At 60.4% G+C, this 25,351-nt stretch carries 30 protein-coding genes; 16 read left to right on the forward strand and 14 right to left on the reverse strand.

Going from position 1 to position 25,351, the window contains the following annotated elements; all coding sequences use genetic code 11:
* Positions 1–222: 222 nt before the first annotated feature.
* From HBN54_RS09970 to HBN54_RS09980, 3 genes are all read right to left on the reverse strand, one after another.
* Positions 223–579: a helix-turn-helix domain-containing protein gene (locus tag HBN54_RS09970; protein WP_168673059.1), complete on the reverse strand. Its 357-nt coding sequence runs from the start codon at positions 577–579 to the stop codon at positions 223–225.
* 30 nt (positions 580–609) lie between these two features.
* The gene (locus HBN54_RS09975; RefSeq protein ID WP_168673060.1) at positions 610–894 is read right to left on the reverse strand and encodes a type II toxin-antitoxin system HigB family toxin; all 285 of its coding nucleotides are present in this window, start codon (positions 892–894) and stop codon (positions 610–612) included.
* Positions 895–1,171: 277 nt separating this feature from the next.
* On the reverse strand, positions 1,172–1,762 hold the full coding sequence (locus HBN54_RS09980; protein WP_168673061.1) for a hypothetical protein: 591 nt from the start codon (positions 1,760–1,762) through the stop codon (positions 1,172–1,174).
* Positions 1,763–1,988: 226 nt separating this feature from the next.
* Here HBN54_RS09980 and HBN54_RS09985 point away from each other — a divergent pair, with 226 nt between their 5' ends.
* The 4 genes from HBN54_RS09985 to HBN54_RS10000 all read left to right on the forward strand — a co-directional run bounded on the left by HBN54_RS09985 (position 1,989) and on the right by HBN54_RS10000 (position 5,965).
* Positions 1,989–2,216 (forward strand): hypothetical protein, encoded by a 228-nt coding sequence (locus HBN54_RS09985; protein WP_168673062.1) that lies wholly within the window; start codon positions 1,989–1,991, stop codon positions 2,214–2,216.
* A 50-nt stretch (positions 2,217–2,266) separates the two neighbouring features.
* Positions 2,267–3,145 (forward strand): UDP-2,3-diacylglucosamine diphosphatase, encoded by an 879-nt coding sequence (locus HBN54_RS09990; protein ID WP_317170204.1) that lies wholly within the window; start codon positions 2,267–2,269, stop codon positions 3,143–3,145.
* A gap of 164 nt (positions 3,146–3,309) precedes the next feature.
* Positions 3,310–4,338, forward strand: coding sequence for a glycosyltransferase family protein (locus tag HBN54_RS09995; protein ID WP_168673063.1), 1,029 nt, complete (start codon positions 3,310–3,312; stop codon positions 4,336–4,338).
* 157 nt (positions 4,339–4,495) lie between these two features.
* Complete coding sequence (locus HBN54_RS10000; protein ID WP_168673264.1) at positions 4,496–5,965, forward strand: GH1 family beta-glucosidase; 1,470 nt, start codon at positions 4,496–4,498, stop codon at positions 5,963–5,965.
* A 37-nt stretch (positions 5,966–6,002) separates the two neighbouring features.
* Here HBN54_RS10000 and HBN54_RS10005 read toward each other — a convergent pair whose 3' ends face one another.
* Entirely contained in the window at positions 6,003–6,635 is a 633-nt protein-coding gene (locus tag HBN54_RS10005) for a hypothetical protein (RefSeq protein ID WP_168673064.1), read from the reverse strand.
* A gap of 137 nt (positions 6,636–6,772) precedes the next feature.
* Here HBN54_RS10005 and HBN54_RS10010 point away from each other — a divergent pair, with 137 nt between their 5' ends.
* A complete protein-coding gene (locus tag HBN54_RS10010) occupies positions 6,773–8,272 on the forward strand; it encodes a 3' terminal RNA ribose 2'-O-methyltransferase Hen1 (RefSeq protein ID WP_168673065.1) in 1,500 nt (499 codons plus the stop codon).
* A 214-nt stretch (positions 8,273–8,486) separates the two neighbouring features.
* On the opposite strand, the gene HBN54_RS10015 is transcribed toward HBN54_RS10010, so the two are convergent.
* The 3 genes from HBN54_RS10015 to HBN54_RS10025 are packed head-to-tail and all read right to left on the reverse strand — an operon-like array spanning position 8,487 to position 9,592.
* Positions 8,487–8,942, reverse strand: a complete 456-nt coding sequence (locus tag HBN54_RS10015; RefSeq protein ID WP_168673066.1) for a tetratricopeptide repeat protein — start codon at positions 8,940–8,942, stop codon at positions 8,487–8,489.
* Positions 8,943–8,952: 10 nt separating this feature from the next.
* Entirely contained in the window at positions 8,953–9,258 is a 306-nt protein-coding gene (locus HBN54_RS10020) for a helix-turn-helix domain-containing protein (RefSeq protein WP_168673067.1), read from the reverse strand.
* Positions 9,239–9,592, reverse strand: coding sequence for a type II toxin-antitoxin system RelE/ParE family toxin (locus HBN54_RS10025; protein ID WP_168673068.1), 354 nt, complete (start codon positions 9,590–9,592; stop codon positions 9,239–9,241). Before HBN54_RS10025 ends, HBN54_RS10020 begins: the two co-directional genes overlap by 20 nt.
* A 44-nt stretch (positions 9,593–9,636) precedes the next feature.
* On the opposite strand from HBN54_RS10025, the gene HBN54_RS10030 reads away from it, so the two are divergent.
* Together HBN54_RS10030 and HBN54_RS10035 are read left to right on the forward strand one after the other, a co-directional pair.
* Complete coding sequence (locus HBN54_RS10030) at positions 9,637–9,828, forward strand: AAA family ATPase (RefSeq protein ID WP_168673069.1); 192 nt, start codon at positions 9,637–9,639, stop codon at positions 9,826–9,828.
* Positions 9,829–9,839: 11 nt separating this feature from the next.
* Positions 9,840–10,001: a hypothetical protein gene (locus HBN54_RS10035; protein WP_168673070.1), complete on the forward strand. Its 162-nt coding sequence runs from the start codon at positions 9,840–9,842 to the stop codon at positions 9,999–10,001.
* Positions 10,002–10,113: 112 nt separating this feature from the next.
* Here the strand turns inward: HBN54_RS10035 and HBN54_RS10040 are convergent, their stop codons facing one another.
* Both HBN54_RS10040 and HBN54_RS10045 read right to left on the reverse strand, forming a co-directional pair.
* Positions 10,114–10,560 (reverse strand): Fic/DOC family protein, encoded by a 447-nt coding sequence (locus HBN54_RS10040; RefSeq protein WP_210428013.1) that lies wholly within the window; start codon positions 10,558–10,560, stop codon positions 10,114–10,116.
* An 8-nt stretch (positions 10,561–10,568) separates the two neighbouring features.
* Positions 10,569–11,123, reverse strand: coding sequence for a hypothetical protein (locus HBN54_RS10045; RefSeq protein ID WP_168673071.1), 555 nt, complete (start codon positions 11,121–11,123; stop codon positions 10,569–10,571).
* Positions 11,124–11,192: 69 nt separating this feature from the next.
* Between HBN54_RS10045 and HBN54_RS10050 the strand changes: the two genes are divergently transcribed.
* Positions 11,193–14,009: a polynucleotide kinase-phosphatase gene (locus HBN54_RS10050; protein WP_168673072.1), complete on the forward strand. Its 2,817-nt coding sequence runs from the start codon at positions 11,193–11,195 to the stop codon at positions 14,007–14,009.
* A gap of 3 nt (positions 14,010–14,012) precedes the next feature.
* Here HBN54_RS10050 and HBN54_RS10055 read toward each other — a convergent pair whose 3' ends face one another.
* From HBN54_RS10055 to HBN54_RS10075, 4 genes are all read right to left on the reverse strand, one after another.
* Positions 14,013–14,948, reverse strand: coding sequence for a DUF6602 domain-containing protein (locus HBN54_RS10055; RefSeq protein ID WP_168673073.1), 936 nt, complete (start codon positions 14,946–14,948; stop codon positions 14,013–14,015).
* Positions 14,949–15,293: 345 nt separating this feature from the next.
* Positions 15,294–15,452, reverse strand: a complete 159-nt coding sequence (locus HBN54_RS10065) for a hypothetical protein (protein WP_168673074.1) — start codon at positions 15,450–15,452, stop codon at positions 15,294–15,296.
* A gap of 7 nt (positions 15,453–15,459) precedes the next feature.
* Positions 15,460–15,912: a DUF6934 family protein gene (locus HBN54_RS10070; protein ID WP_168673075.1), complete on the reverse strand. Its 453-nt coding sequence runs from the start codon at positions 15,910–15,912 to the stop codon at positions 15,460–15,462.
* Between the two features lie 85 nt (positions 15,913–15,997).
* A complete protein-coding gene (locus tag HBN54_RS10075) occupies positions 15,998–16,585 on the reverse strand; it encodes a TMEM175 family protein (RefSeq protein ID WP_168673076.1) in 588 nt (195 codons plus the stop codon).
* A 127-nt stretch (positions 16,586–16,712) separates the two neighbouring features.
* On the opposite strand from HBN54_RS10075, the gene HBN54_RS10080 reads away from it, so the two are divergent.
* The 6 genes from HBN54_RS10080 (at position 16,713) to HBN54_RS10105 (ending at position 21,900) form a co-directional block, all read left to right on the forward strand.
* On the forward strand, positions 16,713–17,474 hold the full coding sequence (locus HBN54_RS10080) for a nucleotidyltransferase domain-containing protein (protein WP_168673077.1): 762 nt from the start codon (positions 16,713–16,715) through the stop codon (positions 17,472–17,474).
* Positions 17,475–17,601: 127 nt separating this feature from the next.
* On the forward strand, positions 17,602–18,687 hold the full coding sequence (locus tag HBN54_RS10085) for a DNA polymerase beta superfamily protein (RefSeq protein ID WP_168673078.1): 1,086 nt from the start codon (positions 17,602–17,604) through the stop codon (positions 18,685–18,687).
* Positions 18,688–18,812: 125 nt separating this feature from the next.
* A complete protein-coding gene (locus HBN54_RS10090) occupies positions 18,813–19,730 on the forward strand; it encodes a TIGR01777 family oxidoreductase (RefSeq protein WP_168673079.1) in 918 nt (305 codons plus the stop codon).
* Positions 19,731–19,742: 12 nt separating this feature from the next.
* Positions 19,743–20,276: a GbsR/MarR family transcriptional regulator gene (locus HBN54_RS10095; RefSeq protein ID WP_235955474.1), complete on the forward strand. Its 534-nt coding sequence runs from the start codon at positions 19,743–19,745 to the stop codon at positions 20,274–20,276.
* 52 nt (positions 20,277–20,328) lie between these two features.
* A complete protein-coding gene (locus tag HBN54_RS10100; RefSeq protein ID WP_210428014.1) occupies positions 20,329–21,309 on the forward strand; it encodes an ADP-ribosylglycohydrolase family protein in 981 nt (326 codons plus the stop codon).
* 30 nt (positions 21,310–21,339) lie between these two features.
* Positions 21,340–21,900, forward strand: a complete 561-nt coding sequence (locus HBN54_RS10105) for a protein-tyrosine phosphatase family protein (RefSeq protein WP_168673080.1) — start codon at positions 21,340–21,342, stop codon at positions 21,898–21,900.
* 175 nt (positions 21,901–22,075) lie between these two features.
* Here the strand turns inward: HBN54_RS10105 and HBN54_RS10110 are convergent, their stop codons facing one another.
* Positions 22,076–22,555, reverse strand: coding sequence for a hypothetical protein (locus HBN54_RS10110; protein WP_168673081.1), 480 nt, complete (start codon positions 22,553–22,555; stop codon positions 22,076–22,078).
* Between the two features lie 271 nt (positions 22,556–22,826).
* Between HBN54_RS10110 and HBN54_RS10115 the strand changes: the two genes are divergently transcribed.
* The gene (locus tag HBN54_RS10115; RefSeq protein WP_168673082.1) at positions 22,827–23,057 is read left to right on the forward strand and encodes a hypothetical protein; all 231 of its coding nucleotides are present in this window, start codon (positions 22,827–22,829) and stop codon (positions 23,055–23,057) included.
* A 75-nt stretch (positions 23,058–23,132) separates the two neighbouring features.
* The gene (locus tag HBN54_RS10120) at positions 23,133–25,307 is read left to right on the forward strand and encodes an ATP-binding protein (protein ID WP_168673083.1); all 2,175 of its coding nucleotides are present in this window, start codon (positions 23,133–23,135) and stop codon (positions 25,305–25,307) included.
* Positions 25,308–25,351 lie beyond the last annotated feature (44 nt).

The raw sequence follows: 25,351 nt of genomic DNA on the forward strand, positions 1-25,351 counted from the left end.
ACGGCCTTACGGCAGCGCTACTGCGCCGCCGGCAGCTCCAGCGTGTAGTCAAACGTTTGGTACAACTCTTGGCATCTCGGATGCTCACGTTGAGCTCCTGCGGGTCCATTTTGGGAAAGGGGATGACGGCTTTGCCCTGGTAGAGGTCGCGGCCGAAGAATCTGTAAGTGCCGAGGTTTGAGGTAGTTTATTGATAATTAATCTATTGCCGGAGTAGCGCTCTCAAGCGAATTCCAAAATCAGCTCCGCCGAAATGCCCAGCTTCTGATATAGCCGCTTGGCTAGGTCCAGATTGATGGCGCGTTTGCCGTTCAGCACTTCGCTTAGGCGGCTATTGGCAATGCCAAGCAGGGCAGCCAGGTCTTGTTTTTTTAGACGGCGGGCTACCATTTCACGTTCCAGAATGCCGATGAGGGAGGTGGGCGCGACGGGGCGATGGCCGTGACTGTTCTCGTATTCGTTGGCGGCGTGACCGAGGGCTTTAATTTCATCCAGGTTGCTGGGTTCGTGGTCGATGAGGTGCTCAAGCCGCTTCATAGTGGCCTGGTATTCCTTTTCCGTATGCAGGACGTGGGTCATGGTGCGAATGGGTGAGGGGGCGGGATGAGGCTAAACGGTGGTGATGTCGGGTATGCGGTCGTACTCGGCGTGGGTGCCCAGAAAACGGACGTACACTTGGTAAGCCGGAAAGAAAATGCGAACGATGAGGCGAAAGCGGTTGCCCATGATGTTGAAAACGTAGCGGTTATTGCCCACGTAGCGGGCCGGTACGTCGGCAGCAGTTTGCCATTCAGCCGCTTCAGCCATTTCAAACCATTCCAGTAATGCTTCGGCCACATCGGGATGCTGGTTGTTGCCGTAATCCCGAATGACCTTCTTCGTGAGAATCTGCATGAATAGCGCCTAAGGTGCCGGCAACATTACGGTGGGTAACAGATGCATAAGCTTCGGAGTGAAGATATGTATTATTTCTGAATTTGGTAAATTTATTTACACAATTCAGTCAAATAAAGTTCATCACGGCATCACCTTCACGAATGAAGCTGTTGCGAAGGTCTTGGTGAAGGCGTTGGGTGCTGCACTTGTTGCGCCAGTCACTAATTTCAATAAAAAGGGGCGACACCCGCCGCCGCGAATGTCGCCCCATTGAAGCGAAAAGAAACTATTGCGGCTACTGCGCCGCCGGCAGTTCCAGCGTGTAGTCAAACGTTTGGTACAGTTTGGCGTCGCGGATGCTCACGTTGAGTTCCTGCGGGTCCATTTTGGGGAAGGGGATGACGGCTTTGCCCTGGTAAAGGTCGCGGCCGAAGAAGCGGCCGGTGGCGGGGGCCAGGGTTTGGGCGAAAACTTCCTTGCCGGCTTTGTCGGTGGCGGTGAGGGTGAGGTTGGCCATTTCCACACCTTTGGGGCCCTGGCGGTGCACGATGACCACCAGCGTGCCGCCGGCCGGAATGGCAGCCACGCGGCGCTGGTAGGTGGTATCGGCCCAGTCGTGCAGCTTTTTGAGGTGGGTGATTTCCGTGAGGATGTCGGTGTAGGAGCGGTAGCCGAGGCGGGTGAAGGAGCCGTCGATGTCCTGCTCGTCGTCGGTGTTTTTGGTCAGGTTTTTCACGTAAGGCGACTCCGTATCTCGCTGGGAGAAGGTGTAGCGGCTGCGGCCTTTGGCGGCCTTGCCGGTGGGCTGGGCCAGGGCGGCCCCGGCGCACAGGCACAGCAGGGCAACGGTAAGAAAATGGCGGCGCAAATGGGGTAAAAACTGCATCGGGGCGATTAAAATAAGGAGTTTAAGAAGACGGATTCGGACGATGGATAACTGGGGCTACAAAGAAACGAAGGCCCCGCCGGAATCCCCCGCATCACCCCCTGGAAAATTGGACTGGCCCCGCCGGGCACTTGTTGATTTAAGCGTAATCCGGTCGTAATGCAGGCTTCACAGGTACGGGCGAACTTTGAAAGCAGGATTTTCACCGGTTATAAACCTTCCTGCTATGTACTTTCCGGCTTTGATTTCGGGGCTGCGCCGCCTGGGGCGCTGGCTCGTGTACGAGTTGTTTCGGCTGGCCCTGTGGTGTGCGTATGCGCTGCACACGCTGGGTAGCCTGCGCTCGGCCCTGGGGGGCGAGTTTGGCCGCCGGCCGATGGGCCCGGCCATCCGGCCGCGTCGGCAGGCGGGGCCGGCGCGGGGTGGGCGGTTCATTCAACCGGCGGCCGCATGAGGATGGCCCCCGCGCCTTCGTCCGGAATCGGGGAAATGCCCCCGGTGATTGTGCCCAGGCCCAAAGCCCGCCGCAAGCGCCGCGTGCAGGTGGCCGTCATCAGCGACGTGCACCTGGGTACGTATGGCTGCCACGCCACCGAGCTGCTGCGCTATCTCAAGAGCATCCGGCCGCAGGTGCTGGTGCTCAACGGCGACATCGTGGACATCTGGCAGTTCAGCAAAAACTACTGGCCGCCGGCCCACATGCGGGTGGTGCGCTACCTGGCCGGCCTGGCCGCCAAGGGCGTCAAAATCCATTACCTGACCGGCAACCACGACGAGCTGCTGCGCAAATTCGCCGGCCTGAAGCTGGGCAATTTCCGCCTCGATAATAAGCTGGTGCTCGACCTGCCCCACGGCCGCACCTGGCTGTTTCACGGCGACGTGTTTGACGTGACCATGCGGCACTCGCGCTGGCTGGCCAAGCTCGGCGGCCACGGCTACGACCTGCTGATTCTGATAAACCGCTTCGTGAATTACCTGCTGGCGAAGCTCGGCCGGCCCCGGGTGGCGCTGAGCAAGCTGGTGAAGGAACGGGTGAAATCGGCGATTTCGGCCGTGAGCAACTTCGAGGAAACGGCCGCCGCCATTGCCGCCGATGAAGGCTACCGCTACGTGGCCTGCGGGCACATCCACCAGCCCGAAATCAAGCCCCTGCCCACCGAAAAAGGGGAGGTGATTTACCTGAATTCCGGCGATTGGGTAGAAAACCTGACCGCCCTGGAATACACCGCCGAAGCCGGCTGGCAGCTCTATTATTACAACGACGACCCCCGCATGCAGCAGGCCGCCGAAGCCGAAGCGGCCGACGCCGCCGAGGAGCTCGCCGATGCCAACCCGGCGCAGCTGCTGGAAGTGTTGTTGGCCGAGTTTAAGATTAAGGCGTAAAAGATGGTGTTAAACAGCAATAAGACACGTCATGCTGAGCGCAGCCGAAGCATCTCGACTGCAAGAGTAATTAATTGCTCCCACAACGAAGCGGTAGAGATGCTTCGACTACGCTCAGCATGACGTTCAGTTTATTGCGCTACTATTCAGTCTGAAACAATTAAATGTCCCGAATCCTCTACGCCATCCAGGGCACCGGCAACGGCCACCTCAGCCGCGCCCTCGACGTGGTGCCGCTGCTGCAAAGCCGCTGCCAGCAGCTCGACCTGCTGGTGAGCGGCCCGCCCGCCGATTTGCCCCTGCCCTTTGAGGTGAAGTACAAGGCGCAGGGCATGGGGTTTGTGTTTGGCAAAAAGGGCGGCATCAATTTCGTGAAGACGTTTTTGCAGTTCAACTCGGCGAAATTTCTGCACGAAGTCCGGCACCTGCCGGTGGAGGCGTATGATTTGGTTATCAGTGATTTTGAGCCGGTGAGCAGCTGGGCCTGCAAGCTGCGGCAAGTGCCCTGCGTGGCCCTCAGCCACCAGAGCGCCGTGCTCCATCCGGCCGCGCCGCGCCCCGATGCCGAAGACCCCGCCGGCCGCGCCGTGCTGAAGCACTACGCCCCGAGTACGGCGCAGTACGGCTTTCATTTTCAGTCGTATGCGCCGGAAATTTCCACGCCGGTCATCCGCCAGCAGGTGCGCGAGCTGAGCCCCGCCAACGAAGGCCACTACACCGTGTACCTGCCGGCCTACGAGGAGGAAATACTGGTGGAGCGCCTGCAGCACCTGAGCCGCCGCGTGCGCTGGGAGGTGTTCAGCAAGCACAGCCAGACGCCCGCCACCTACGGCAACGTGCAGGTGTGGCCCGTGAGCGGCCCGGCCTTTCTCGACAGCCTGGCCCGCTCGGCCGGCGTGCTCTGCGGGGCCGGTTTCGAAACCCCCGCCGAGGCGCTGTACCTGGGCAAAAAGCTGTTGGTGATGCCCATGAAGCAGCAGTACGAGCAGCAGTGCAACGCTGCCGCGCTGGCCCAGATGGGCGTGCCCGTCATCAAAAACTTCAAAGACAAGAACCTGGACAAGGTGGACCAGTGGCTGAACCGCGACGAAACCATCCCCGTGGATTACCCCGACCAAACGGCCGCCGTGATTGATAAGCTGCTGCGGGAGCAATTGTATGGAAATGGTGTTGGGGCGGTTGCAGGCCAGTAAAAAGTGTAAAAGAACGTCATGCGGAGCGCAGCGAAGCACCTTTACCGCTTCGTTGGCTCGATTGAATTACTACGTCGGTAAAGATGCTTCGCTGCGCTCTGCATGACGTCCAATCTGCATGACGTTCACTATTAATAAATACCTCCGCGCCCCGCGCATGCTTAAACTACCGCCCAACTACTCCGAGCCGCTGCCTGCCGCTTTCTACCCGGCCTCCGCTCCGCTTCCCTTTTCCCGGGCCGATTTTGGGCCTGATTTCCAATGGGGCGCCTCGGCCGCCGCTTACCAGACGGAGGGCGCGTGGCAGCACCAGGGCAAAGGCCCCAGCATCTGGGACGATTTTACGCGCCGCAAGGGGGCCATCCGGCGCAACGAGCACGGGCGCGTGGCCGCCGATTTCTACAACCGCTACGAAACCGACCTGGACCTGGCCAGTGGCATGGGCCTGACCGATTTCCGGTTCTCGGCCGCGTGGGCGCGGGTGCTGCCCGAGGGCACCGGGGCCGTGAACCGCCGCGGCCTCGACTACTACGACCGGCTGGTGGATGCCTGCCTGGAGCGCGACCTGCGGCCCCTGCTCACGCTCTACCACTGGGACCTGCCCAGCGCCCTGCAGGCCCGGGGCGGCTGGGCCACCCGCGACATTGTAAACTGGTTTGCCGATTATGCCCAAATCATGGCCCGCCGCCTCGGCGACCGGGTGCCGCAGTGGGCCGTGCTGAATGAGCCGATGGTGTTTGTGGGCGCGGGCCACCTGCTGGGGGTGCACGCGCCCGGCCGGCGGCACCTCGGGGCCTTCCTGGCGGCGGCCCACCATGCCACGCTGGCCCAGGCCGAGGGCGGCCGGGCCCTGCGTGCCATGCTACCGGACTCGGCCCGGATTGGTACCACGTTTTCGTGCTCGCACCTCACGCCGCACCGCCCCGGTAACCGCTCCGACGAAGCCGCCACCCGCCGCGCCGATGCCTTGCTGAACCGCTTTTTTGTGGAACCCACCCTGGGCCTGGGCTACCCCGTGGCCGAGCTGCCCGCCCTGCGCTGGCTGCTGGAGCGCTACCAGAAACCCGGCGACGAGCAGCGCATGCAGTTCGATTTCGACTTCTGGGGCATCCAGAACTATACCCGGGAAGTGGTGAAATTTTCGCCCTGGCTGCCGCTGCAATGGGCGGCGCTGGTATCTGCCAAGCAGCGCGGCGTGCCTTATACCGACATGGGTTGGGAGGTGTACCCCGAGTCGGTTTACCAAATGTTGAAACAGTTTGCCGCTTATCCAAATGCACCAACGTTGATGATAACTGAAAGTGGCTCAGCGTTTCCGGACGTGGCAATGGACGGCCGGGTGGCTGATGCCGCCCGCCGGGCGTACCTGCAGGCGGCCATCGGGCAGGTGCTGCGGGCCCGGCGCGAAGGCGTGGACGTGAGCGGCTATTTTGCCTGGAGCCTCACCGATAACTTCGAGTGGGCCGAGGGCTACGGCCCCCGCTTCGGGTTGGTTCACGTCGATTACGAAACGCAGGAGCGCATTGTGAAGGACTCGGGGCGCTGGTACCAGGCGTTTCTGGGCGGGCAGGCGGTAGAAAGTAACGTGGACTTTGTAGTCCGTAGCTCGCGCAACCTGGGCCGGTAAGCGGCCGCTCGCGCACTAAGCAGACTAAAAGTCCACGCTACAGCAGCATATTGCGGCAGCTCAGAAACTTCTCAATTAACAGCTCCGGTTGCTGCTCATCAAACTCCCCAAAGCCCAGCACGAAGGCCGGCGCGGGCTGCACAAATTTGATGGCGGCATTCACCGTTTCCAGATAGGCATTGATGCGGGCCTGGTTGCCCTCGGCGGCGACAAATTCGGCATCCCAGCGCAGTAATTCCGGGTCTTTGCGCACCAGGAAGGGAATGACGAAGGGGACGAACCGGCCGAAAATCGGGTTTTCGTCGGTGGTGAGGCGGGTGTCGGGCCAGACGTGAAACTCGGCAAACGAGGCCGGGGGCTCCACCACGAAAGAAGCCTTTTCGACGGTCATTTCGGCAAATAGCTCGAGCCGGTTGGGCTGGGAGTAGAGCTGCGCGTAGGCCGCGTACCACACCGTAATACCGGCCTGATTGACCAGCTGGTAAGGGTGGAAGGAGCTGGCGATGCCCAGGCCGCCATGTGCCCCGATAACCTGCTGGTACAGCTCGCCAAACTTCCCCAAATCAGCCGATTGCTGGTAGGGCTGGTTGGTGAGGCCGTAGAGGTAGAAGCTGGCGAAATCGGTAAGGGACGGGCCGATGGGGGCGGAAGCAGGAGGGGAGTCGGGCACGGGAAGCAGCGGTAACGGGAGAAATGGGGCCAATAAACGGCTTAGCAGTCCGCAAACCTACTTCTCAACTTGTAACCTCGCCCTTCGCTGGCCAACCTCGTGCTACATTCGGGCTCCTGAATTTCTGCCTGTCGCCCATGCTCCTCACCATCTCCACCACCTACCAGCCCGCCACCGACCTCGGCTACCTGCTCCACAAGAACCCGGCGCGCCTGCAAAGCATTGAAGTAGCCGGCGGCCAGGCCCACGTTTTCTACCCCGAAGCCACCGCCGAGCGCTGCACCGCCGCCCTGCTCCTCGACCTCGACCCCATCGGCCTGGTGCGCGGCCGGAGCGGCGGCAGCGGCGAAGGCTTTGCCTTGGAGCAGTACGTGAACGACCGGCCCTACGTGGCCTCGTCCTTCCTGAGCGCGGCCCTGAGCAAAGCCTTCGGCACGGCTATGAACGGCACCTGCAAAGACCGGCCTGACCTGCCCAACGAAGCGATGCCGCTGGCCATTAAAGTGGCCGTCGTGTCCGCGCCCGGTCCCGACTGGCCCCGCCGCCTCTTCGAGCCGCTGGGCTACGAGGTGAACATCGAAACCACCCCGCTCGACCCCACCCAGCCCGAATGGGGCGACAGCCGCTACTACATCCTGCACCTGCGCCACGCCGGCCTGCGCCTGCAGGATGTGCTCACGCACCTCTACGTCCTGCTCCCGGTGCTCGACAACGACAAGCACTACTACATCGGCGAAAACGAGGCCGAGAAGCTGCTGCACCGTGGCGGCGACTGGCTGCCCCAGCACCCGGAGCGCGGGTTTATCACGCGGCGGTATTTGCGGTATTTGGCGGCGTATGTGAACCCCACGCTGGAGCGGCTGATGGAAGGGGATGAGGTCGTTTTGACGGAAACCTCACCCCCTGACCCCCTCTCCTTGGGGAGAGGGGACACCGGTCTTGCCCCTGCCGTTGTTGCTGACGAGGAAAATCGTCTGGCTCCCCCTCTCCCCAAGGAGAGGGGGCCAGGGGGTGAGGTGACGGGCGACCAACGCCTGAGACTCCACGACCAGCGCCTCCAGCAAGTCGCCCACGAAATCTACGACCTCGCCCCCAGGCGCGTGCTCGACCTGGGCTGCGGCGAAGGCAAGCTGCTGCGTCTGCTCCTGCCCCAGCCCAAAATCGAGTACATCCTCGGCATGGACGTATCGCACCAGGCCCTGACCCGCGCCGCCATCCGCCTGCACCTCGACGAGATGCCCCCGCGCCAACGCGCCCGCCTCGACCTCATCCAGGGCTCGCTGCTCTACCGCGACGAGCGCCTCGCCGGCTTCGACGCGGCGGCCCTGGTCGAAGTCATCGAGCACCTCGACGAAAACCGCCTCGCCGCCCTTGAAGCCGTGGTGTTTGGCCAGGCCCGCCCGGCGCACGTCTTCGTCACCACCCCCAACGCCGATTACAACCAGCTCTTCGAAAAGCTCAACGCCGGCGAATTCCGCCACACCGACCACCGCTTCGAATGGTCCCGCGCCGAGTTCGCCGCCTGGGCTGTCGGCGTGGCGGAGCGGCACGGGTATCAGGTGCGCCTCGTGGGCATGGGGGAGGAGGTGGAAGGCGTCGGCGCGCCCTCGCAGATGGCGGTGTTTGGGTTAGCGTAGGCTATTTTTTGCGATAGGTTTCCGCTGTTGCCTTGTCTCCAACTTTTTCAGATAGTTCCGCAATAGTTCGTGCTATATCCTTTCGGTTTTTATCGATGTTATATGCTAGTCTCAACACGTCGATAGAAAATAACTTGTAATCCTTGCCTTTTTCAGCTTCACCCTGCGCTAGGTAGCCGTCACCGTACTCGAAAGCTAATTTGCCTATGTCATATCAATCGTCAGTAGTAATACTGCGAATTTCTTGCGATTTATCCAGCTCGAATGCCATTTGCAAGTCTTGATGCCCTTCTGGCACCCGACCTAAATTAATTCGACTAAGCCCAAGCTCACGAAAGTTGATAGCAGACTCACCATCAATTTTATTTGCTTTCTCAAACCAGTTGATGGATTCTTTGAACTGGCGTACGAGGTAATAGCTGTGTCCTAATGCACTCCTTGTCCCACTGTGTGTAGAGTCAATGAGGAGTGTCTCTTGAAATTTGTTAATGGCTTTCTTATTGAGTGAATCAGATTGTTCGTATGCCTTCTGCTCAAATAAGTCGATTGCAGTTAGCGAAAAAGCAACTCCCTCATTAAATGCTTTGAAGGCTTCGTTCTTCTTACTGGGTTTGCAACCAAACAAGCCAAAGAGCATAGCAGCGGCGATAAATAAATTCTTTAATTTCATGTAGTTGGTGTTACTCCACGCTCAACTTCAAATGCCCGCCCAAGCCTTCCCGAATTATCCGCATAAGCGTGGAAAGCCGGATATCCGAAGCATCGTTTTCAATGCGCGAGATGTATGTTTTCGTCGTGCCGCATTTCTCCGCTAGCTGCGCCTGCGTCAGGCCTTTTTCCTTGCGCAACTCTTGCAGCATGGCTCCAAGCTTGAAGGATTCGAAGCCTTCTTCAAACTCTTCGCGGGCTGGCGTGCCGGGCTCGCCGTATTGCGCGGTGAGGTGGTCGGCGAAAGAGGTGAGGTGGTTAGCGGGTTGGTTTTTCATCGAAGTATTGTTTCTTGATTTTTTCGGCTAATTCCAGCTCGCCTTTGGGCGTTTTAGGGGTCTTTTTCTGGAAGCCGTTGACGAGGATAATGAGCTGGCCCTTATCGAAGAAGCTGAAGACGCGGTAGATATCGGAGCCGACTTCGACCCGGATTTCGTACAGGCCGGAGCTGCCGGTGAGGTGTTTGAAGTATTTTTCGGGCACCCGCTCCACGGTGGATAGCAGCTTCAAGGTCCAGTTGAATTTCTTTTGCACCTCCGGCTTCAGCGTGGCGAAGAAATCGAGGTAGAAGCGGCGGTAGTAGAATACGTTGCGAACAAACTCATCGGCCATACGGCAAAGTTAGCGAATTAGCTAACATTCTCCAAGCAGAAACAATGCCCCAAGATACCCTCAAGGTCCCCGAACGTCCCCTTATCATCCTCATTGGCAGCACGGGCGCGGGCAAGTCCACGTTTGCGCGGCGCTTGTTCCGGCCCACGGAAATCGTGTCGTCAGATGCCTGCTGGGGCCTAGTGGCCGCCGGAACCGGGCACGGTTGGTTCCTTGTTCCTAACTTGCTATCATAAATCGTTCGTCCATGAAACCTACCCTAACCGCCCCGCGGCAGGCCGCCAAGCGCCAGCAGATTGCCGAAGCCATGCGCGCCTTGTTCCGCATCGAGGGCATCCAGGTTTCGGCCGAGCAGGCGCAGGCTGCCTTGCGCAAGGTAGAAGCTAGCCTGGGAAAAGCATCCGCATAAGCGCCTGCATGGGCGCGTAGTTGCCCAAGCCGCTTTGTTGCACCGCCGCCACGTAGCGCGGAAAGGCCACCTTGTCAATCAGTTCCCAGCGCAGCCGCTCGTGGCCTTGCTGCTACAGTATCAGGTTGGCCAGCAGGCGGGCGGTGCGCCCGTTGCCCTCCCGGAACGGGTGAATGAACAGCAACTTGCCGTGTATGGCACCCACCCGGTCCAGCAGGGCACCACGGTCGGCGGATAAAGACTCGCGCAGCCATTCCTGCTCAAACTGCTGCATCGAAGCGGGTAGAAACCGGGCGGCTGGAAAGGCAAAGCCGCCTTTGGAAATATTTACCTCGCGGTAGCGACCTGCGAAGGCGTAAAGGTGGCCCAGCGCCAGCCGGTGCATTTCCAGCAGGTAGCGTAGGGTGAATTTAGTGGTGGGCGTGAGGGATTCCGTCAGAACGATATCGGCACGGAGAAATCCTTCAAACTCGGCCAAGCCAATGGCGGTGACATCGGTCAGGTCCAGCAGATTTGGCAGGATTTCGCTTTCATGAGCGGAGGCGCGGTACTTATCCATGCGGGGAATTATTCCTCCATGATTCGGTGAGAAATAATTCGCTGCTCTGATTTTCTATCTCGTTTGTGCCGCTCCGCTTTTAATTCTTTAGACCAACTGCAACTATCAGAACCGAAACCCATTCCCCCACTACCATAATATGCTAAGATAGAGCCCTGTTTAGTCATAAGTCCCTGCATATAGCAAGTATCTTGGCCACATTCGTGCTTTGAGTACGTGCCAAAATTGCGGTGTCTCAGCTTTTTGCTTTCTAATATTCGCTGCTGGTTTTGCCGGATATCGTCCCAAGCCTGACTTTCATCAGCTTTGGTTAATGTTTTACCTAGCGCATTTACTCCGAAATAGGTCACCGGGTCTTTCAATTGCAGAAATTCAAACGTCTTCCCAAACGCTGTCACCGCCACTTCCCGCAGCTCCAGTTTCTCTTCAAGGCTGAGCTTCGTGGTTTCCACAATGGAGCGAAATAGCCCCAGTGTATTGAAATCCGTGAACTTCTTGTGGTTCTCAATCAGGTGCAGATACTCCCCGTAGGTGAGCGTATTGAATTGCTTGCCGACTTTCATAATCCTGCGTCAATAGTGGGTGGTTGTGCCTAATCTTGTATTCGGCAATTCTACTCCCAGCCCTTTCCAATGCCCCAAGATACCCTCAAGGTCCCCGAACTTTCCCTTATCATCCTCATTGGCAGCACGGGCGCGGGCAAGTCCACGTTTGCGCGGCGCTTGTTCAAGCCCACAGAAATCGTGTCGTCGGATGCCTGCCGGGGCTTGGTGGCCGACGATGAAAACGACCAGTCGGCCAGCAAAGATGCCTTTGAGTTGCTACACTACCTGGTGGCCAAGCGCCTGAAGCGCGGACTGCTCACTGTGGTCGATGCCACCAACGTGCAGCCCGAAGGCCGCAAGCCCCTGGTGGCCCTGGCCCGCCAGTTCCATGTGCTGCCCGTGGCCATCGTGCTCGACGTGCCCGAATCTGTCGCCCAGCAACGCAATGCCCAGCGCCCCGACCGCCGCCACCTGGGCCGGCATGTCATTGCCGGCCACCGCCAGCAGCTGCGCCGCAGCTTGCGCACGCTGAAGGAGGAGGGCTTCCGGCACATTCACCACCTGCGCAGCGTAGCCGAAATCGACGCCGTGCAGCACCTCACCCGCGAGCAGCTCTACAATAACCGCAAGGAAGAAACCGGTCCCTTCGACATCATCGGCGACGTGCACGGCTGCTACGAAGAGTTGCGCGCGCTGCTGGGGCAGCTGGGGTACCAGGTGACGGAGGAGCCGATTTTGGACGTGCGGGATTTGGGCGTGCGGGTGGTGGCGCCGGTCGTCGTCACCTCACCCCCTAGCCCCCTCTCCCGCGGAGAGGGGGAACTAGTATCTAGCGATAGCCTAAAATCAGGAACTGAGGAATACGGCCAATCACCTAATCTAGAAGTAGAAAAACTAGAAACTAGTCCCCCCTCTCCGCGGGAGAGGGGGCTAGGGGGTGAGGTGACGGGGCCGCGCCGCCGCGCCATCTTCCTCGGCGACCTCGTGGACCGTGGTCCCGCCTGCCCACAGGTCCTGCGCCTCGTGATGAGCATGGTGCGCGACGGCACCGCCCTCTGCGTGCCCGGCAACCACGACATTAAGCTTCTGCGCCACCTCAACGGCAAGAAAGTCACCGTCAACCACGGCCTGGCCGAAACCCTGGCCCAGCTCGAAGCCGAACCCGAAGCCTTCAAAAGTGAAGTGCGGCGCTTTCTCGACGGACTGGTGAGCCACTACGTGCTCGATGGCGGCAAGCTGGTCGTGGCCCACGCCGGCCTCACCGAGGAAATGCAGGGGCGCGGCTCGGGGGCCGTGCGGGCCTTCGCGCTGTTTGGCGAAAGCACCGGCGAGATTGACGAATTCGGCCTGCCCGTGCGCTACGAGTGGGCCCGCGAGTACCGGGGCCGGGCCATGGTTGCCTTCGGCCACACGCCCGTGCCCGATGCCGAATGGCTCAACAATACCATCGACCTCGATACCGGCTGCGTGTTCGGCGGCCGCCTCACCGCCCTGCGCTACCCCGAGCGCGAGCTCGTGGCCGTGCCCGCCGCGCAGGTCTATTGCGAACCGGCTAGGCCGCTCAATTACAAGGAGCTTCAAGCGGCAAGCTCCAAGCTGCAAGCTTCCTCAGCCGAAGACCAGAACGAAAAGCTTGTAGCTAGCAGCTGGCAGCTTGAAGCTGAATTAGATATCCGCGACGTCACCGGCAAGCAGTTCATCGAAACGCGCTTAATGAAGGGCGTCACCATCCGCGAGGAAAATGCCGTGGCTGCCCTGGAGGTGATGAGCCGCTTCGCCCTGCATCCCAAGTGGCTGCTGTACCTGCCGCCCACCATGTCGCCCACCGAAACCTCGGCCCTGCCCGACCTGCTCGAACACCCCGCTGAAGCCTTCGACTACTACAAGCGCCTCGGCGTGGAGCGCGTGGTGTGCGAAGAAAAGCACATGGGCAGCCGCGTGGTGCTGGTATTGGGCCGCAACGAAGCCGCCATCCAGCGCCGCTTGGGCCTTGTGGGCGAGGGCATCGGCAAGTGCTACACCCGCACCGGCCGCAACTTTTTCACCGATGCCGCCCTCGAAACGGCCTTCCTCGCCCGCCTGCGCGACGCCTTCACCACGGCCGGTTTCTGGGAGAAATTCGACACCGACTGGGTTTGTCTCGATGCCGAGCTGCTGCCCTGGTCGGCCAAAGCCCAGGAGCTGGTGAAAACCCAGTACGCCGCCGTGGCCGCCGCCGCCAGCGCCGCCCTGCCCCAGGTCGAAGCCGCCCTCGCCGAAGCCGCCGCCCGCGACCTCGACGGCGCCGAAGCCCTGCTGGCCCGCACCACCACCCGCCGCGAAGCCGCCGCCCACTACGCCGACGCCTACCGCCGCTACTGCTGGCCCGTCCACTCCCTCGACGACCTTAAGCTGGCCCCCTTCCACCTGCTCGCCACCGAAGGCCGCACCTACTTCGACCGCGACCACGCCTGGCACATGGAAACCCTGCGCACCCTCTCATTAGCGGACTCTGGCCTGCTCCGCGCCACGCCCTACCGCGTGGTGCCCCTCGCCGATGCCGCCGAAACCGACGCCGCCATCCAGTGGTGGACCGACCTCACCGCCGCCGGGGGCGAAGGCATGGTGGTGAAGCCCTACGACTTCATCCCCCAGGGCAAAGGCGGCCTGCTCCAGCCCGCCCTCAAATGCAGGGGCCGCGAGTACCTGCGCATCATCTACGGCCCCGATTACCTGCTCCCCGGCCACCTCGACCGCCTCCGCCAGCGCAACGTGAAAGCCAAGCGCAACCTCGCCCTGCGCGAGTTCGCCCTCGGCGTCGAGAGCCTCGAACGCTTCGTGGCCGGCCAGCCCCTGCGCCGCGTGCATCAGTGCGTGTTTGGGGTGCTGGCGCTGGAAAGCGAAGCGGTGGACCCGCGGTTGTAAGTGTTAGATAATAAACTTTGACCATTCATCCCATGTGTCATTGCTTAAATATTGACCGGATTCCAATTTTCGTTTGAGATTGTCCGAATAGATTGATGCTTCCCATTTTCTTGCCATGCCATTTCCAATACCTTTATTAAGCGATTGGAGGAAGTATTCTGCTAAATTTTTTAAGGATGGATACTGCCATGATATCTTTCCGAATAAAGCAGATATCAGCATGCCGATTGGAGTAATAAATTCCTTGAATTTTTGATTTTCCAAGGTAGATGACGCAAAACAGAAATAGCCAGTAGAAGCATGATAATCATGTTGATTAATTGTGAAGTATCCGGGACTAGTTGCAACAGCTTTGGACATGTAGTCGACGGACTTAAAGCCATTCCAAAAAGCAAGGTCAGCAACGCATATTAAATCAGGCATCTGTTTAGGATGATTTATATAGGTCAAGTTGGTGTTGTAAATCTGATTTGTGATATTATCTACGGGGTTAGATTTAATACCTTTCCAGCTATGTGAATGCGCTAATAGCCCGTATATTATTTTGCCTTGCAATTCTTTGTAAGGTGTGCCTGTTTCTTCAAAAATATGTTCTTTTATTTCTTTTGAATGCTTTGTAAACTCTGTTATATGATGAGCCTTTAGAGTGACTTTACACTCAAACGCTGCGACTACACCTCCAGCTAAATAAAGTTTCTTGTCAAGCAAATGCGTCGGATATTCCGGTTGGAGAATAAGGATGTCAATTTGCGGACCAGCTATTCCTTTGTAGCTAAGTATTCTGCCTTTTGTTACTATATGGAATGTGTGAGGTAGCCAATTTCTCAATAAGGTTGCCCAATTCTCCTCGCCTTGGTCACCAGCAGTACCGGGGTCTTCTGCTGCACGCTTTTGAATCCGGTCGTATTCTTCTGCCATCTGTCTAGTGGCAGATTTCATGAAATCAATTAGGTCGTGCGATGGCATATGAAATTTTTGAAGAAATTGAGTCAGGTTATTGTTTGTTTTAAGCCGCCCCAGCGCCCTAAGCTACTCCAGCATCTCCCATTAAGTCCACGAAGCTGCCGCCGCCGACCAACGTGCTTCCCTTCGCCTTTATCCACCAGCGTGCGCTCGATGCGCCGGTCGGGGACGAGCCACATCAGCGCCATGGCCACGTAAATGATGCCCGTAGCCCACCAGTTCCCCAAGCTGCTGCTGCTGGGTCAGGTTGCGTTGAAGGCGGGCTGCTTCGGTGGCTTGGCCGAGCAGGTTGAGGCGGAACGCATCGCCTGCGTTTGGCCGCTAAGTCGTGGGTTTCGGCTTGGGCAGTCCTACCTTTTTCAGCACCTCGTTTGCCTTCGCCACTTTATCGGGGAAAAGGACTTTTTTGGCGTACTTATTCAGGGCCGGGTCAATGCGTACAATCGGCACTTTGCTGGAATTCAGTTGCTTGATATCCATGATGAAATTAAGTGAGTGGGTGGATTAAACGAACTGCAAAACCGGTGTAATCGACCTGCCGGCGGAATTCTTCCCATTCGTCGTTCAACAGACCGTAAACGATAAAAGTATCAACGGCTTCGTCGTAGAATCTGTTCAGGCCCATGCGGTATAGCCGGGTACGGGCCGGTGTGCTGCCCGCCGCGAACACCCACGCCTCGGGGTAGCGGTAGCAAAAGGCGTAAACCGTATCAACCACCGTGGCGAGTACCTTGTCGCTGTCGCCGTTATTGGAAACAGCCAAGTCATCAAGCTCGCCGGTAAGCAGGTTTTTATCACCAAAAGCCAGGTTGTAAAAATCCTTCAGGTTTGTTTCGCCGAACTGCACCAGTTTGGGAATCCTTCCTTTAGGTCCTTCACTGATGAACTCAAAGGTTGTCTGTAATTCGTCGGCCTTGGTGTTGTAGCGCGGTAATTTCACCGTAGAGTAAGAATTAAATGAAGCTGCGCCAACTAGCCAGCCGCCAGGGTAAAGTTAGCCAACCAATGCTCATTCAGCAGCACCGCTACCCGGCCTCTTTCTGCCCCAGCGTGCGCTCAATGCGGCTGTCCGGCACCAGCCACATCAGGGCCACCGCCACGTAGATGGCCCCCGCCACCCACGGCTGCCAGAAGCTGGCCGCGATGCCCGCCCCGTAGAGCAGGGGCGACACCTTGCCCTTCCAGTCGCGGCCAATGGCGTGGGCCAGCACCGAGCCCGGCCCGTCGTGCGCCACAATGCGGGCTTGCAGCAGCGAGAAGGCCACGGCGGCCATGAGCAGCACGAACCCGTAACCGGCCAGCGTGGCGGGCGCGAAGTGGTTTTCGCCCATCCAGCCCGTGACTACCGGCACCAGCGACAGCCAGAACAGCAGGTGCAGATTGGCCCACAGAATGCCGCCGCTCACGCTTTTGGTGCTGCTGAGCATGTGGTGGTGGTTGTTCCAGTAAATGCCCACGTAAATGAAGCTCAGCACGTAGCTGAGCACCACGGGCAGCAGGGGTTTCAGGGCCGCGAAATCGGCCCCGTGCGGCACCTTTATCTCCAGCACCATGATGGTGATGATGATGGCCAGCACGCCATCGCTGAAAGCTTCGAGTCGTCCTTTGTGCATGAGGGTTGGGGCGGCTGGCGGCCGTAGCCGGAGATGAGCCGGCTAAAGTAGGCGGTGAGGCGGCTGGTAGCACGAACTTTGTAATTCGCGCTACCAGCCGCCTATTATCAGTTAAAAAAATAGACCCATGCTCCCCCGCATCCAAACGGCCCTCGCCCAGCTCGAAGCCACCCACGGCATCCGCATTCTCTACGCCTGCGAGTCGGGCAGCCGCGCCTGGGGCTTTCCCTCGCCCGATTCCGACTACGACGTGCGCTTCATCTACTGCCACCCGCCCACCTGGTACCTGGCCCTGGATGAAGGCCCCGACACCCTAAACTTTCCCGTGGATGATGAGCTGGACCTGGCGGGCTGGGAGCTGCGCAAGGCCTTACGCCTGCTGCGGGGCTCCAATGCCTCGGTGTTTGAGTGGCTGCAATCGCCGGTCGTGTACCACGAGGCGCTGGATTTCCGCGCCCGGCTGGCCCCGTTGCTGCCGGCCGCGTTCAACCTGAAAGCCGGCCTGCACCACTACCTGGGCCAGCTCCGGCGCGGCGTAGAAGAAGACCTGGTTGGCGACGAAGTGCGCCTGAAACGCTTGTTCTACGCCCTGCGCTCGGCCCTGGCCGCCCGCTGGATTCGGGAGCACCACACGCTGCCGCCCATGGAATTTGCGCCGCTCCGGGCGCTGCTGCCCGCCGCCCTGGAACCGGTGGTTTCGGCGCTGCTGGCCGCTAAGGCCTCGGCGAATGAGAAAACGACCGTGCCCCGCCCCGCCGAATTGGTGGCATTCCTGGAGCTGGAATTCGCAGCCGGGCAGGCGGCCCGGGAGGGGCTGCCGGTGGTGCGAACGAGTGGCGCGACGACCGAGCTGGATACCTTGTTTCAGGCGCTGCTAAGCGAGGCGTAGCGCGGGCTTTTGGTCCGCGCGTTTTCTTCAACCGGGCAACATTTCATTGTAGCCCACCGCTAAAAGTTGTTTGACGCTTGCAGTCGGATTCCAACCCGCGGACTAAAAGTCCGCGCTACTTTCGTGCATGACCATCGCCGACCTGCGCCGCCAGCATTTAATTCTCTTCGAAGCCATCAGCGGCAGCCGCGCCTACGGCACCAACCTGCCGCACTCCGATACCGACCTCAAAGGCGTATTTATCCTGCCCGAAGACCAGTTCTTTGGCCTGGAATACATTCCGCAGATTGCCAATGAAACCAACGATGAAGTATTCTATGAATTACGTCGCTTCGTGGAATTATTGCTGAAAAATAATCCCACCGTATTGGAGTTGTTGGGCACGCCCGATAATTGCGTTATTTATAAACATCCACTTTTCGCGCAGTTTAAAGCGGCGGACTTTCTCTCGAAATTATGCCGTCAGAGTTTCGCCGAATACGCGGTGGCGCAAATTCGCAAAGCCCGGGGCCTGAACAAGAAAATTAACCATCCCGAGCCGCCGGCCCGTAAGTCGGTGCTGGATTTCTGCTACGTGACGGTGGGCGCGGGGGCGCAGCCCGTAGCCGCCTGGCTGGCCCGCCAGGGCTACACCGCCGCGCAGTGCGGCCTGGCCAACGTGCCGCACCTCACGGATTTATACGCGCTGTTTGTTGATGCCGCGCCGGAGGCTGCCTGTGGCTACCGGGGCCTGGTGCGCGACACCGAAACGTCGCAGGACGTCCTGCTTTCCGCCGTGCCGAAAAGGGAGGAACCGGTGGCCTATTTGTCCTTCAACCGCAACGGCTACAGCGTGTATTGCCGCGCGTTTCGGGAATATTGGGAATGGGTAGAGAAACGTAATGCGGAACGTTATCAAAATACCGTGCAGCACGGCAAGAATTACGACGCAAAAAATATGCTGCACGTATTTCGGCTATTGCAAATGGCAGAGGAAATTGCCGAAACCCGGCAATTAAACGTGTACCGGCCCAACCGGGAATTCCTGCTGCAAATTCGGCGCGGCGAATTCGAATACGAAGCATTAGTAGCCGAAGCAGAGCAGCTGGTGACGCGGGTAGAAGCGGCTTTCGCGGATTCTGCTTTGCCAGCCGCACCAGACAGAGCCGCCGCTGAGCTGCTGTTGCGGCAGGTACGCCATGACTTTTACCAAATGGCTGAAAACCAAGCCTGAATGGTCGTTTGAAAATAATGTATTACAAGTTTCAGTAATTATTGAAACTTGTGATACATTTGCCCTGCCCAACAGAAGCGCGGCCGGAGCGTCCCGGTACCGTGTCACCTGCCGGGCCATCGCACATGCCACAGCCGAAACTGGTGATTGCCGGGGGAAATGGGTTTTTGGGCCAGCACCTGGCCCGTTATTTCGAGCCGCTGGGCTTCCGGGTAGTTGTGCTGGCCCGGGGCGCCGGTGCCGGGCCCGATTATGCGCGCTGGGATGGCCGCACCCTCGGCCCCTGGGTGGCCGAACTGGAAGGAGCTGCCGCGCTGGTGAATCTCGCGGGCCGTACCGTCGATTGCCGCTATACGGCGGCCAATAAGCGCGCAATCATCGCCAGCCGCACCGAAAGCACCCGCGTGCTGGGCGCGGCCGTGGCGGCCTGCGCCGTGCCGCCCCGGGTCTGGCTCAACTCCTCCACTGCCACCATTTACGCCGATACGCCAGGCGAGCTGCCCGCCAACACGGAGGCGGCCGGCATCATCGGGGAGGGGTTTTCGGTGGAGGTGGCGCGGGCCTGGGAGGAGGCTTTTGCGGCCTGCCCGGCCCCGGCCACGCGCAAGGTGGCGCTGCGCACGGCCATTGTGCTGGGGCGCGATGGCGGCGCTTTTCCGGTAATGGCGCGGCTGGCACGGTGGGGGCTGGGCTCGCCGCAGGGCAATGGCCGGCAGTGGATGAGCTGGCTGCACATCACCGATTTTTGCCGGGCCGTGCAATTTCTGCTCAACGAGCCCACGGCGGCCGGCGCCTTCAACCTGTGCGCTCCGCAGCCCTTGCCCAACCGCGATTTCATGGCCCTGCTCCGCCAGGAGCTGCGGCCCTGGCTACAGCTGCCCCAGCCGGAATGGCTGCTGGAAGTGGGCGCATTTGTGCTGCGCACCGAAACCGAGCTGATTTTTAAAAGCCGCAAAGTGTATCCGCAGCGCATGCTGGAGTCGGGGTTCACCTTCGGATTTCCCACCTGCGAAATGGCCGTGCGCGACCTGCTGCGCGCCTAACGTACCCGCCCCATGAATCCGAACGATAACCCTGCCACCACCTCACTGGCGGAAGCCAAAGCCCAATTTGTTCACCTCTGGGGCGTATCGGGAACCAGCTGGGGGGTGAGCAAAACCCTGGCCCAGGTGCACGCCCTGCTGCTGGTGAGCCCGGCCGCCCTCAGCACGGAGGACCTCATGGAGCAGCTCACCATCTCACGCGGCAACGCCAGCATGACGGTGCGCGAACTGCTCGACTGGGGCCTGATATACAAGGAGCTGCGCCCCGGCGAGCGCCGCGAATACTTCGTGGCCGAAAAGGACATGCTGCAAGTCACGCGCTGCATCATCCGGGCCCGCAAGCGCCGTGAGCTCGACCAGATGAAGCGCACCCTCGACCAGCTGGCCGCCCTGCCCGGCGACCCCGCCGATGCCGACTACCGCGCCTTCCACGCGGCCCTGACCGATATTCAGCAGCTGGCCACCGTATCGGATAAGCTCCTCACGCGCCTCATGCAGGCCGAAAAAAGCTGGTTTTGGGACAAGTTTCTCAAGCTGTTTATGTAGCTTTTGGGCTAGTTTCGCCCTCCGTTCTCCACAATTCCTTATTCCTTTGCTGATGATAACCGCTACTCTCACCGAACAGGCCCGCGCCGCCCTGCTGGGTCTGGCCGTGGGCGACGCCCTCGGGGTGCCCGTGGAGTTTTTGTCCCGCGCTGCCCGCCGCCAGGACCCCGTGACCGATATGCGCGCCTATGGCACCCACCGCCAGCCCGCCGGCACCTGGTCCGACGATTCTTCCCTCACCTTCTGCCTGGCCGAAACCCTGGCCCGCCCCACTGGCCGCACGGCCGCGCCAGATTTGGCCGACTTCGCCCAGCGCAGCATCAACTGGCGGTATAACGCTTACTGGACCGCGACGGGCGAAACCTTTGACGTGGGCAATGCCACCAGCACGGCCATCGGCCGCCTGCAACGCGGAATTACTCCCACTGCCGCCGGTCCAAGCTCAGAGTCCGACAACGGCAACGGCGCGCTTATGCGTATTCTGCCGCTGGCGTTTCACGATACCTGGCGAGCTGAAAACCTGGATTTGAACGCTGCCTGGGCGCTCACGGAAGCCGTTGCCAGCGTCACGCATGGGCACCCGCGCTCCACCCTGGGCTGTTTTCTGTACCTGCTGGTGGCGCGGAGCCTGCTGATAGGCAGCTCGCCCGCAGCTGCTTTTTTGCAGATGCGCCAACTAGCGAATCCGTGGTTGGAAGGGGGCAGCATTCCGGCGGTTGTTGAGGCCAAGTATTATCGACAGTGGGTGCTTTCCGGAACATTGCCTGACCAACCGGAAAGCGCCATCTCCTCCTCCGGCTACGTCGTCGACACCCTCGAAGCGGCGCTGTGGTGCCTGCTGGAGCACGACACCTACGCCGCCACCGTGCTGGCCGCCGTGAACCTGGGCGACGACACCGATACCACCGGAGCCGTGGCCGGCGGCCTCGCGGGCCTGGCCTACGGCGAGGCCGCCATCCCGGCCGAGTGGCTGGCCGTGCTGGCCCGCCGGGCCGATATTGAAGATTTGGCCCGGCGGCTGGCGAACGAGTAGCATCTCTCGCAAATTTTCTTACCTTCTACCATGAATACTACTCCCACCCCCCGTCCGCTGCCCAACTCGTATTGGGCCACCCCTTTACTGCTGGCCTCCGAGTACCCCGGTGCCAAGCTGGAAGCCGAAGCCGCGCACCGTCTCGACCTGCTATTGGCGGCCGGCATCCGCGACTTCTATGACCTCACCGAGGCCACTGAGCCGCTCGCGCCCTACGAGGACCTGCTGCGCGCCCGCGCCGCCCACCTGGGCCTGGCGGCCGAGAGCGTGCGCTTCCGGCGTTTCCCTATCCGCGATGTAAGCGTGCCCTCGCCCAAGCGCCTGGCCGAGGTACTGGCCGCCATTGAGGACAGTGCGGCCGCCGGCCGCCCGGCCGTAGTGCATTGCTGGGGCGGTGTGGGCCGCACGGGCACGGTGGTGGGCTGCCACCTGCGCCAGCATTTCGGCCTGAGCGGCGACGAAGCCCTGGCCCGCATTGCCGAAGAATGGAAAGGCATGGAGAAAAACCACCGCGTGCCCCGCTCGCCCGAAACCGCCGAGCAGGCTGCCTTCGTGCGCGCTTTTGAGCCCGTACCCGCAACAGCCGAATAGGCGGGGGCTATAAGGTAGTTGACTGGTTGTGAACGATAAAAAGCCCGTCATGCAGAGCGGAGCGAAGCATCTTTACCGCAATCACTAATCCTGTTATTTGGATTACTATTGCGGTAGAGATGCTTCGCTACGCTCTGCATGACGGGCTATTCGAATACCCTATTTGGATAGGTTCTTAGTTCACGGGCGTGGTCTCGGCAGGCACCAGCTTCACGCCGGTATAAAGCTGCGGATTGCTCACCGAGGCGATGGGCTCGATGCTCATGCGCTTGTCATACTTGCTCACGTTGGCCAGCTTGAGCAAGGTGGTGTAGTCGGAAGTCAGGCCACTTTTGGTTTTGATGAAGTAGCTGTTTACGTGCAGTGTGGCGGGGTCGTAGCTCACTTCCAGCGCGGTGGTGTCGCGCCAGTAGGTGTACAGGGCCTCGGTGACGCCTGCCGATGACTCGCGCGGGGTGCGGTCGTGGTCGGGGCGGATGGATTGGCTAATCAGGGGCCGGGCAATCTGGTCGGCGTTCATGCCCAGCAGGGCGGGCACGTCGAACGCCCGCTGCACGGCGGGGACGGTGGTTACGGCCGGCGTTTCGACCACGGGGCGGTCGGTGCTGGCGCAGCTCAGCAGCAGGGCCAGGGGCAGGAGGGATACATAGCGCATCAGCAAAAAAGGTAAAGTGAACAGGACTGCTACGTAAGCGGCTCATTCTTGGCTGAATCCGAACGAGGAGTTTTCGGGGTAAGGGGCCTGGCTTACCGCCATATCCTGGCTCCGGCGCCGGGCGCTTCTGTTGGCTTTTCCCGGAAGTGTCTGGAGCCGGAGTGATGAGATAAGATGATGCGGTAATCACAATATCAAAATAGTTGATTTATTATTTATTATATTTATAATATCATATTAAATATATTCTTCATCGCTAATCCCTGCGGCCATGAAACCCCATCCCACCATCGAAGAAAAAGTTGTTTCCCAGAATAGCTGGAACGAGGCCGTTGAGGCACATACTCAGCGCCTGGGCACGCCCCCCGACTATTCCCAGTACCCGCCGGTAGTCATTTTCCGGCCCGTCGACCAAAACTACGAGCTGCGCCTTATCGAAACCGGCGAGCTTCGCGACAGCGGCGAGGTGATTGCGGGCGTAATTCACAACCCGAACATCTGAGGCTGGTTGCCTGGCTGGCCGCCGAACACGCGGCTGCACCCGGCAACAACCCGATTCTTTTTTGCGCTCATCGGCATGAAGCTCTTTGCGATTCTGCTGTGCATGAGCCTGACAGTGTACACTCTACCGGTGGCTGGGCAGGTGCCCCATGCGCCAACCCCGCGCCCGGCCCCGGCCCGGCCCGATACCGCCCGCGTGCGCCGGCTGCTGCAAGCTGCCCAGCAATGGAGCACGGCCGACATTCCGCGCGCCATCCGGCTGAGCCAGCAGGCGCTGGGGCTGGCCCGGCAGCTCCGCGACTCGGTGGGCGAGGGACTGGCCCTGCTGCGCCTGAGCACCCTGCATCGCCGCCACAACGATTTTGTGCTGGCCCGCCGCCTGGCCCGGCAGGCGCAGGCGCTGTTTGTGCGGCGGCGCGACCGCCAGGGGCAGGGCCGCGCCTGGCTCCAGCTCAGCCTGATTGACATGCTTCAGGGCAACCCCGTGCCCGCCCTGGCCTCGGCCCTCAAAGGCCTGCGCCTGGCCGGGCAGGCGGGCGACTCCCAAACGAAATTCCGCCTGCAAGCCACCCTCGGCGACATCTACTATAAGTTGGGCAGCTACGACGACGCGCTGCACGTGCTGCAAATAGCCCTGGACGGCGGCCAGCGCACCGGCGACGAGCAAGTAACCCTGCTGGCGCTCAACGGCCTGGGCAACTCGTTTCAGATGCTGAAAAAATGGCCCCAGGCGCTGTCCTATTACCAGCAGGCCCTGGCCCTGAGCCGGCAGCTGGGCGATGCCATTGGCGAAACCGGCAGCGAAACCAGCCTGGCCGAAGTGTATGGCCTGCAGGGCAACCAGGCCGAGGCGCTGGCCCACGGGCTGCGCGCCCAGCAGCTGGTGCGCGCCACCCACGACGACTACAACCTGCCCGCCGTGGAGCTGATGCTGGCCCGCGCCTACCTGCTGGCCCACCAGCCCGATAGCGCGCTGGCCCTGGCCCGGCACGGCCTGCACCTCAGCCAGCAGGCGCGTAGCAATGAGAACATCCGCAACGCCAGCGACATTCTGGCCCAGGCCTATGCCCAGCGCCAGGATTTTGCCCAGGCCTACTATTTCCGCAACCTGCACTTGGCCTACAACGATACGCTCTCGGGCGAGGACACGCGCCGCCGCACCAGCCGCCTGCGCTACGATTACGAGCTAACCGGCAAGCAGGCTCAGATAAACCTGCTCACCAAAACCCGGCAGCTGCAGGCCCAGAAAACGGCCCGGCAGCGCCTGCAGCTCCGGGCGTTGCTGGCTGGCCTGGCCGGCGTGCTGCTGGTGGCCGGGCTGCTGTGGCGCAACATATTCCTCAAGCAGCGCGCCAACCGCCATCTCAACGAGAAGAATACCCAGATTGCGGCCCACCGCGACCAGCTCAACCGCACCCTAACTGAGCTGCAGGCCACCCAGGCCCAGCTGGTGCAGCGCGAGAAAATGGCCTCGCTGGGCGAAATGACGGCCGGAGTGGCCCACGAAATTCAGAACCCGCTCAATTTCGTAACCAACTTCTCGGACCTGAACGTGGAGCTGCTGGCCGAGCTGCAAGATGAGCTGGCCCAGGAGCCGGCCAGTGCCCGGCCCGCTATTCGGCAGCTGCTGGAGGACCTGACCCTGAACCAAACCAAGATTCAGGAGCACGGCGCCCGCGCCGACCGCATTGTGAAGCGCATGCTGGAGCATTCGCGCACGAGCGGCGGGGCCCGCCAGGCCACCGACCTCAATGCCCTGGCCGGCGAAAGCCTGCACTTGGCCTACCACGGCTGGTGCGCCCGCAACGAGGGATTCAGCGCCACGCTCACCACCGATTTCGACCCCCGGCTCCGGCCTGTGCCGGCCGTGGCCCAGGACCTGAGCCGCGTACTGATGAACCTGCTAACCAACGCCTTTTATGCCGTGACCGAAAAAAGCAAGCACGCCGATGCCACCTATCGCCCGGAAGTGCAGGTGCAAACCCGCCAAACCGACCACGCCGTCGAGATTCGGGTGCGCGACAACGGGGCCGGCATTCCGCTGGCGGCGCGGGAAAAAATCTTCCAGCCCTTTTTCACCACCAAGCCCACCGGCGAAGGCACCGGCCTGGGCCTGTCGCTGAGCTATGACGTGATTACCAAAGGCCACGGCGGCGCCTTAAGCATGGAAAGCCAGGAAGGCGAGTATTGTCAATTCACTATTAGCCTGCCAGTTGGTGTTGAAAGCGTACTGGAAGAGATAGTTGCTTGATTTTATATAATAATTATTGAATATATTTATGTAATTGCTTGTTT

The organism is Hymenobacter artigasi (genome assembly GCF_012275535.1).
GTDB lineage: Bacteria > Bacteroidota > Bacteroidia > Cytophagales > Hymenobacteraceae > Hymenobacter > Hymenobacter artigasi.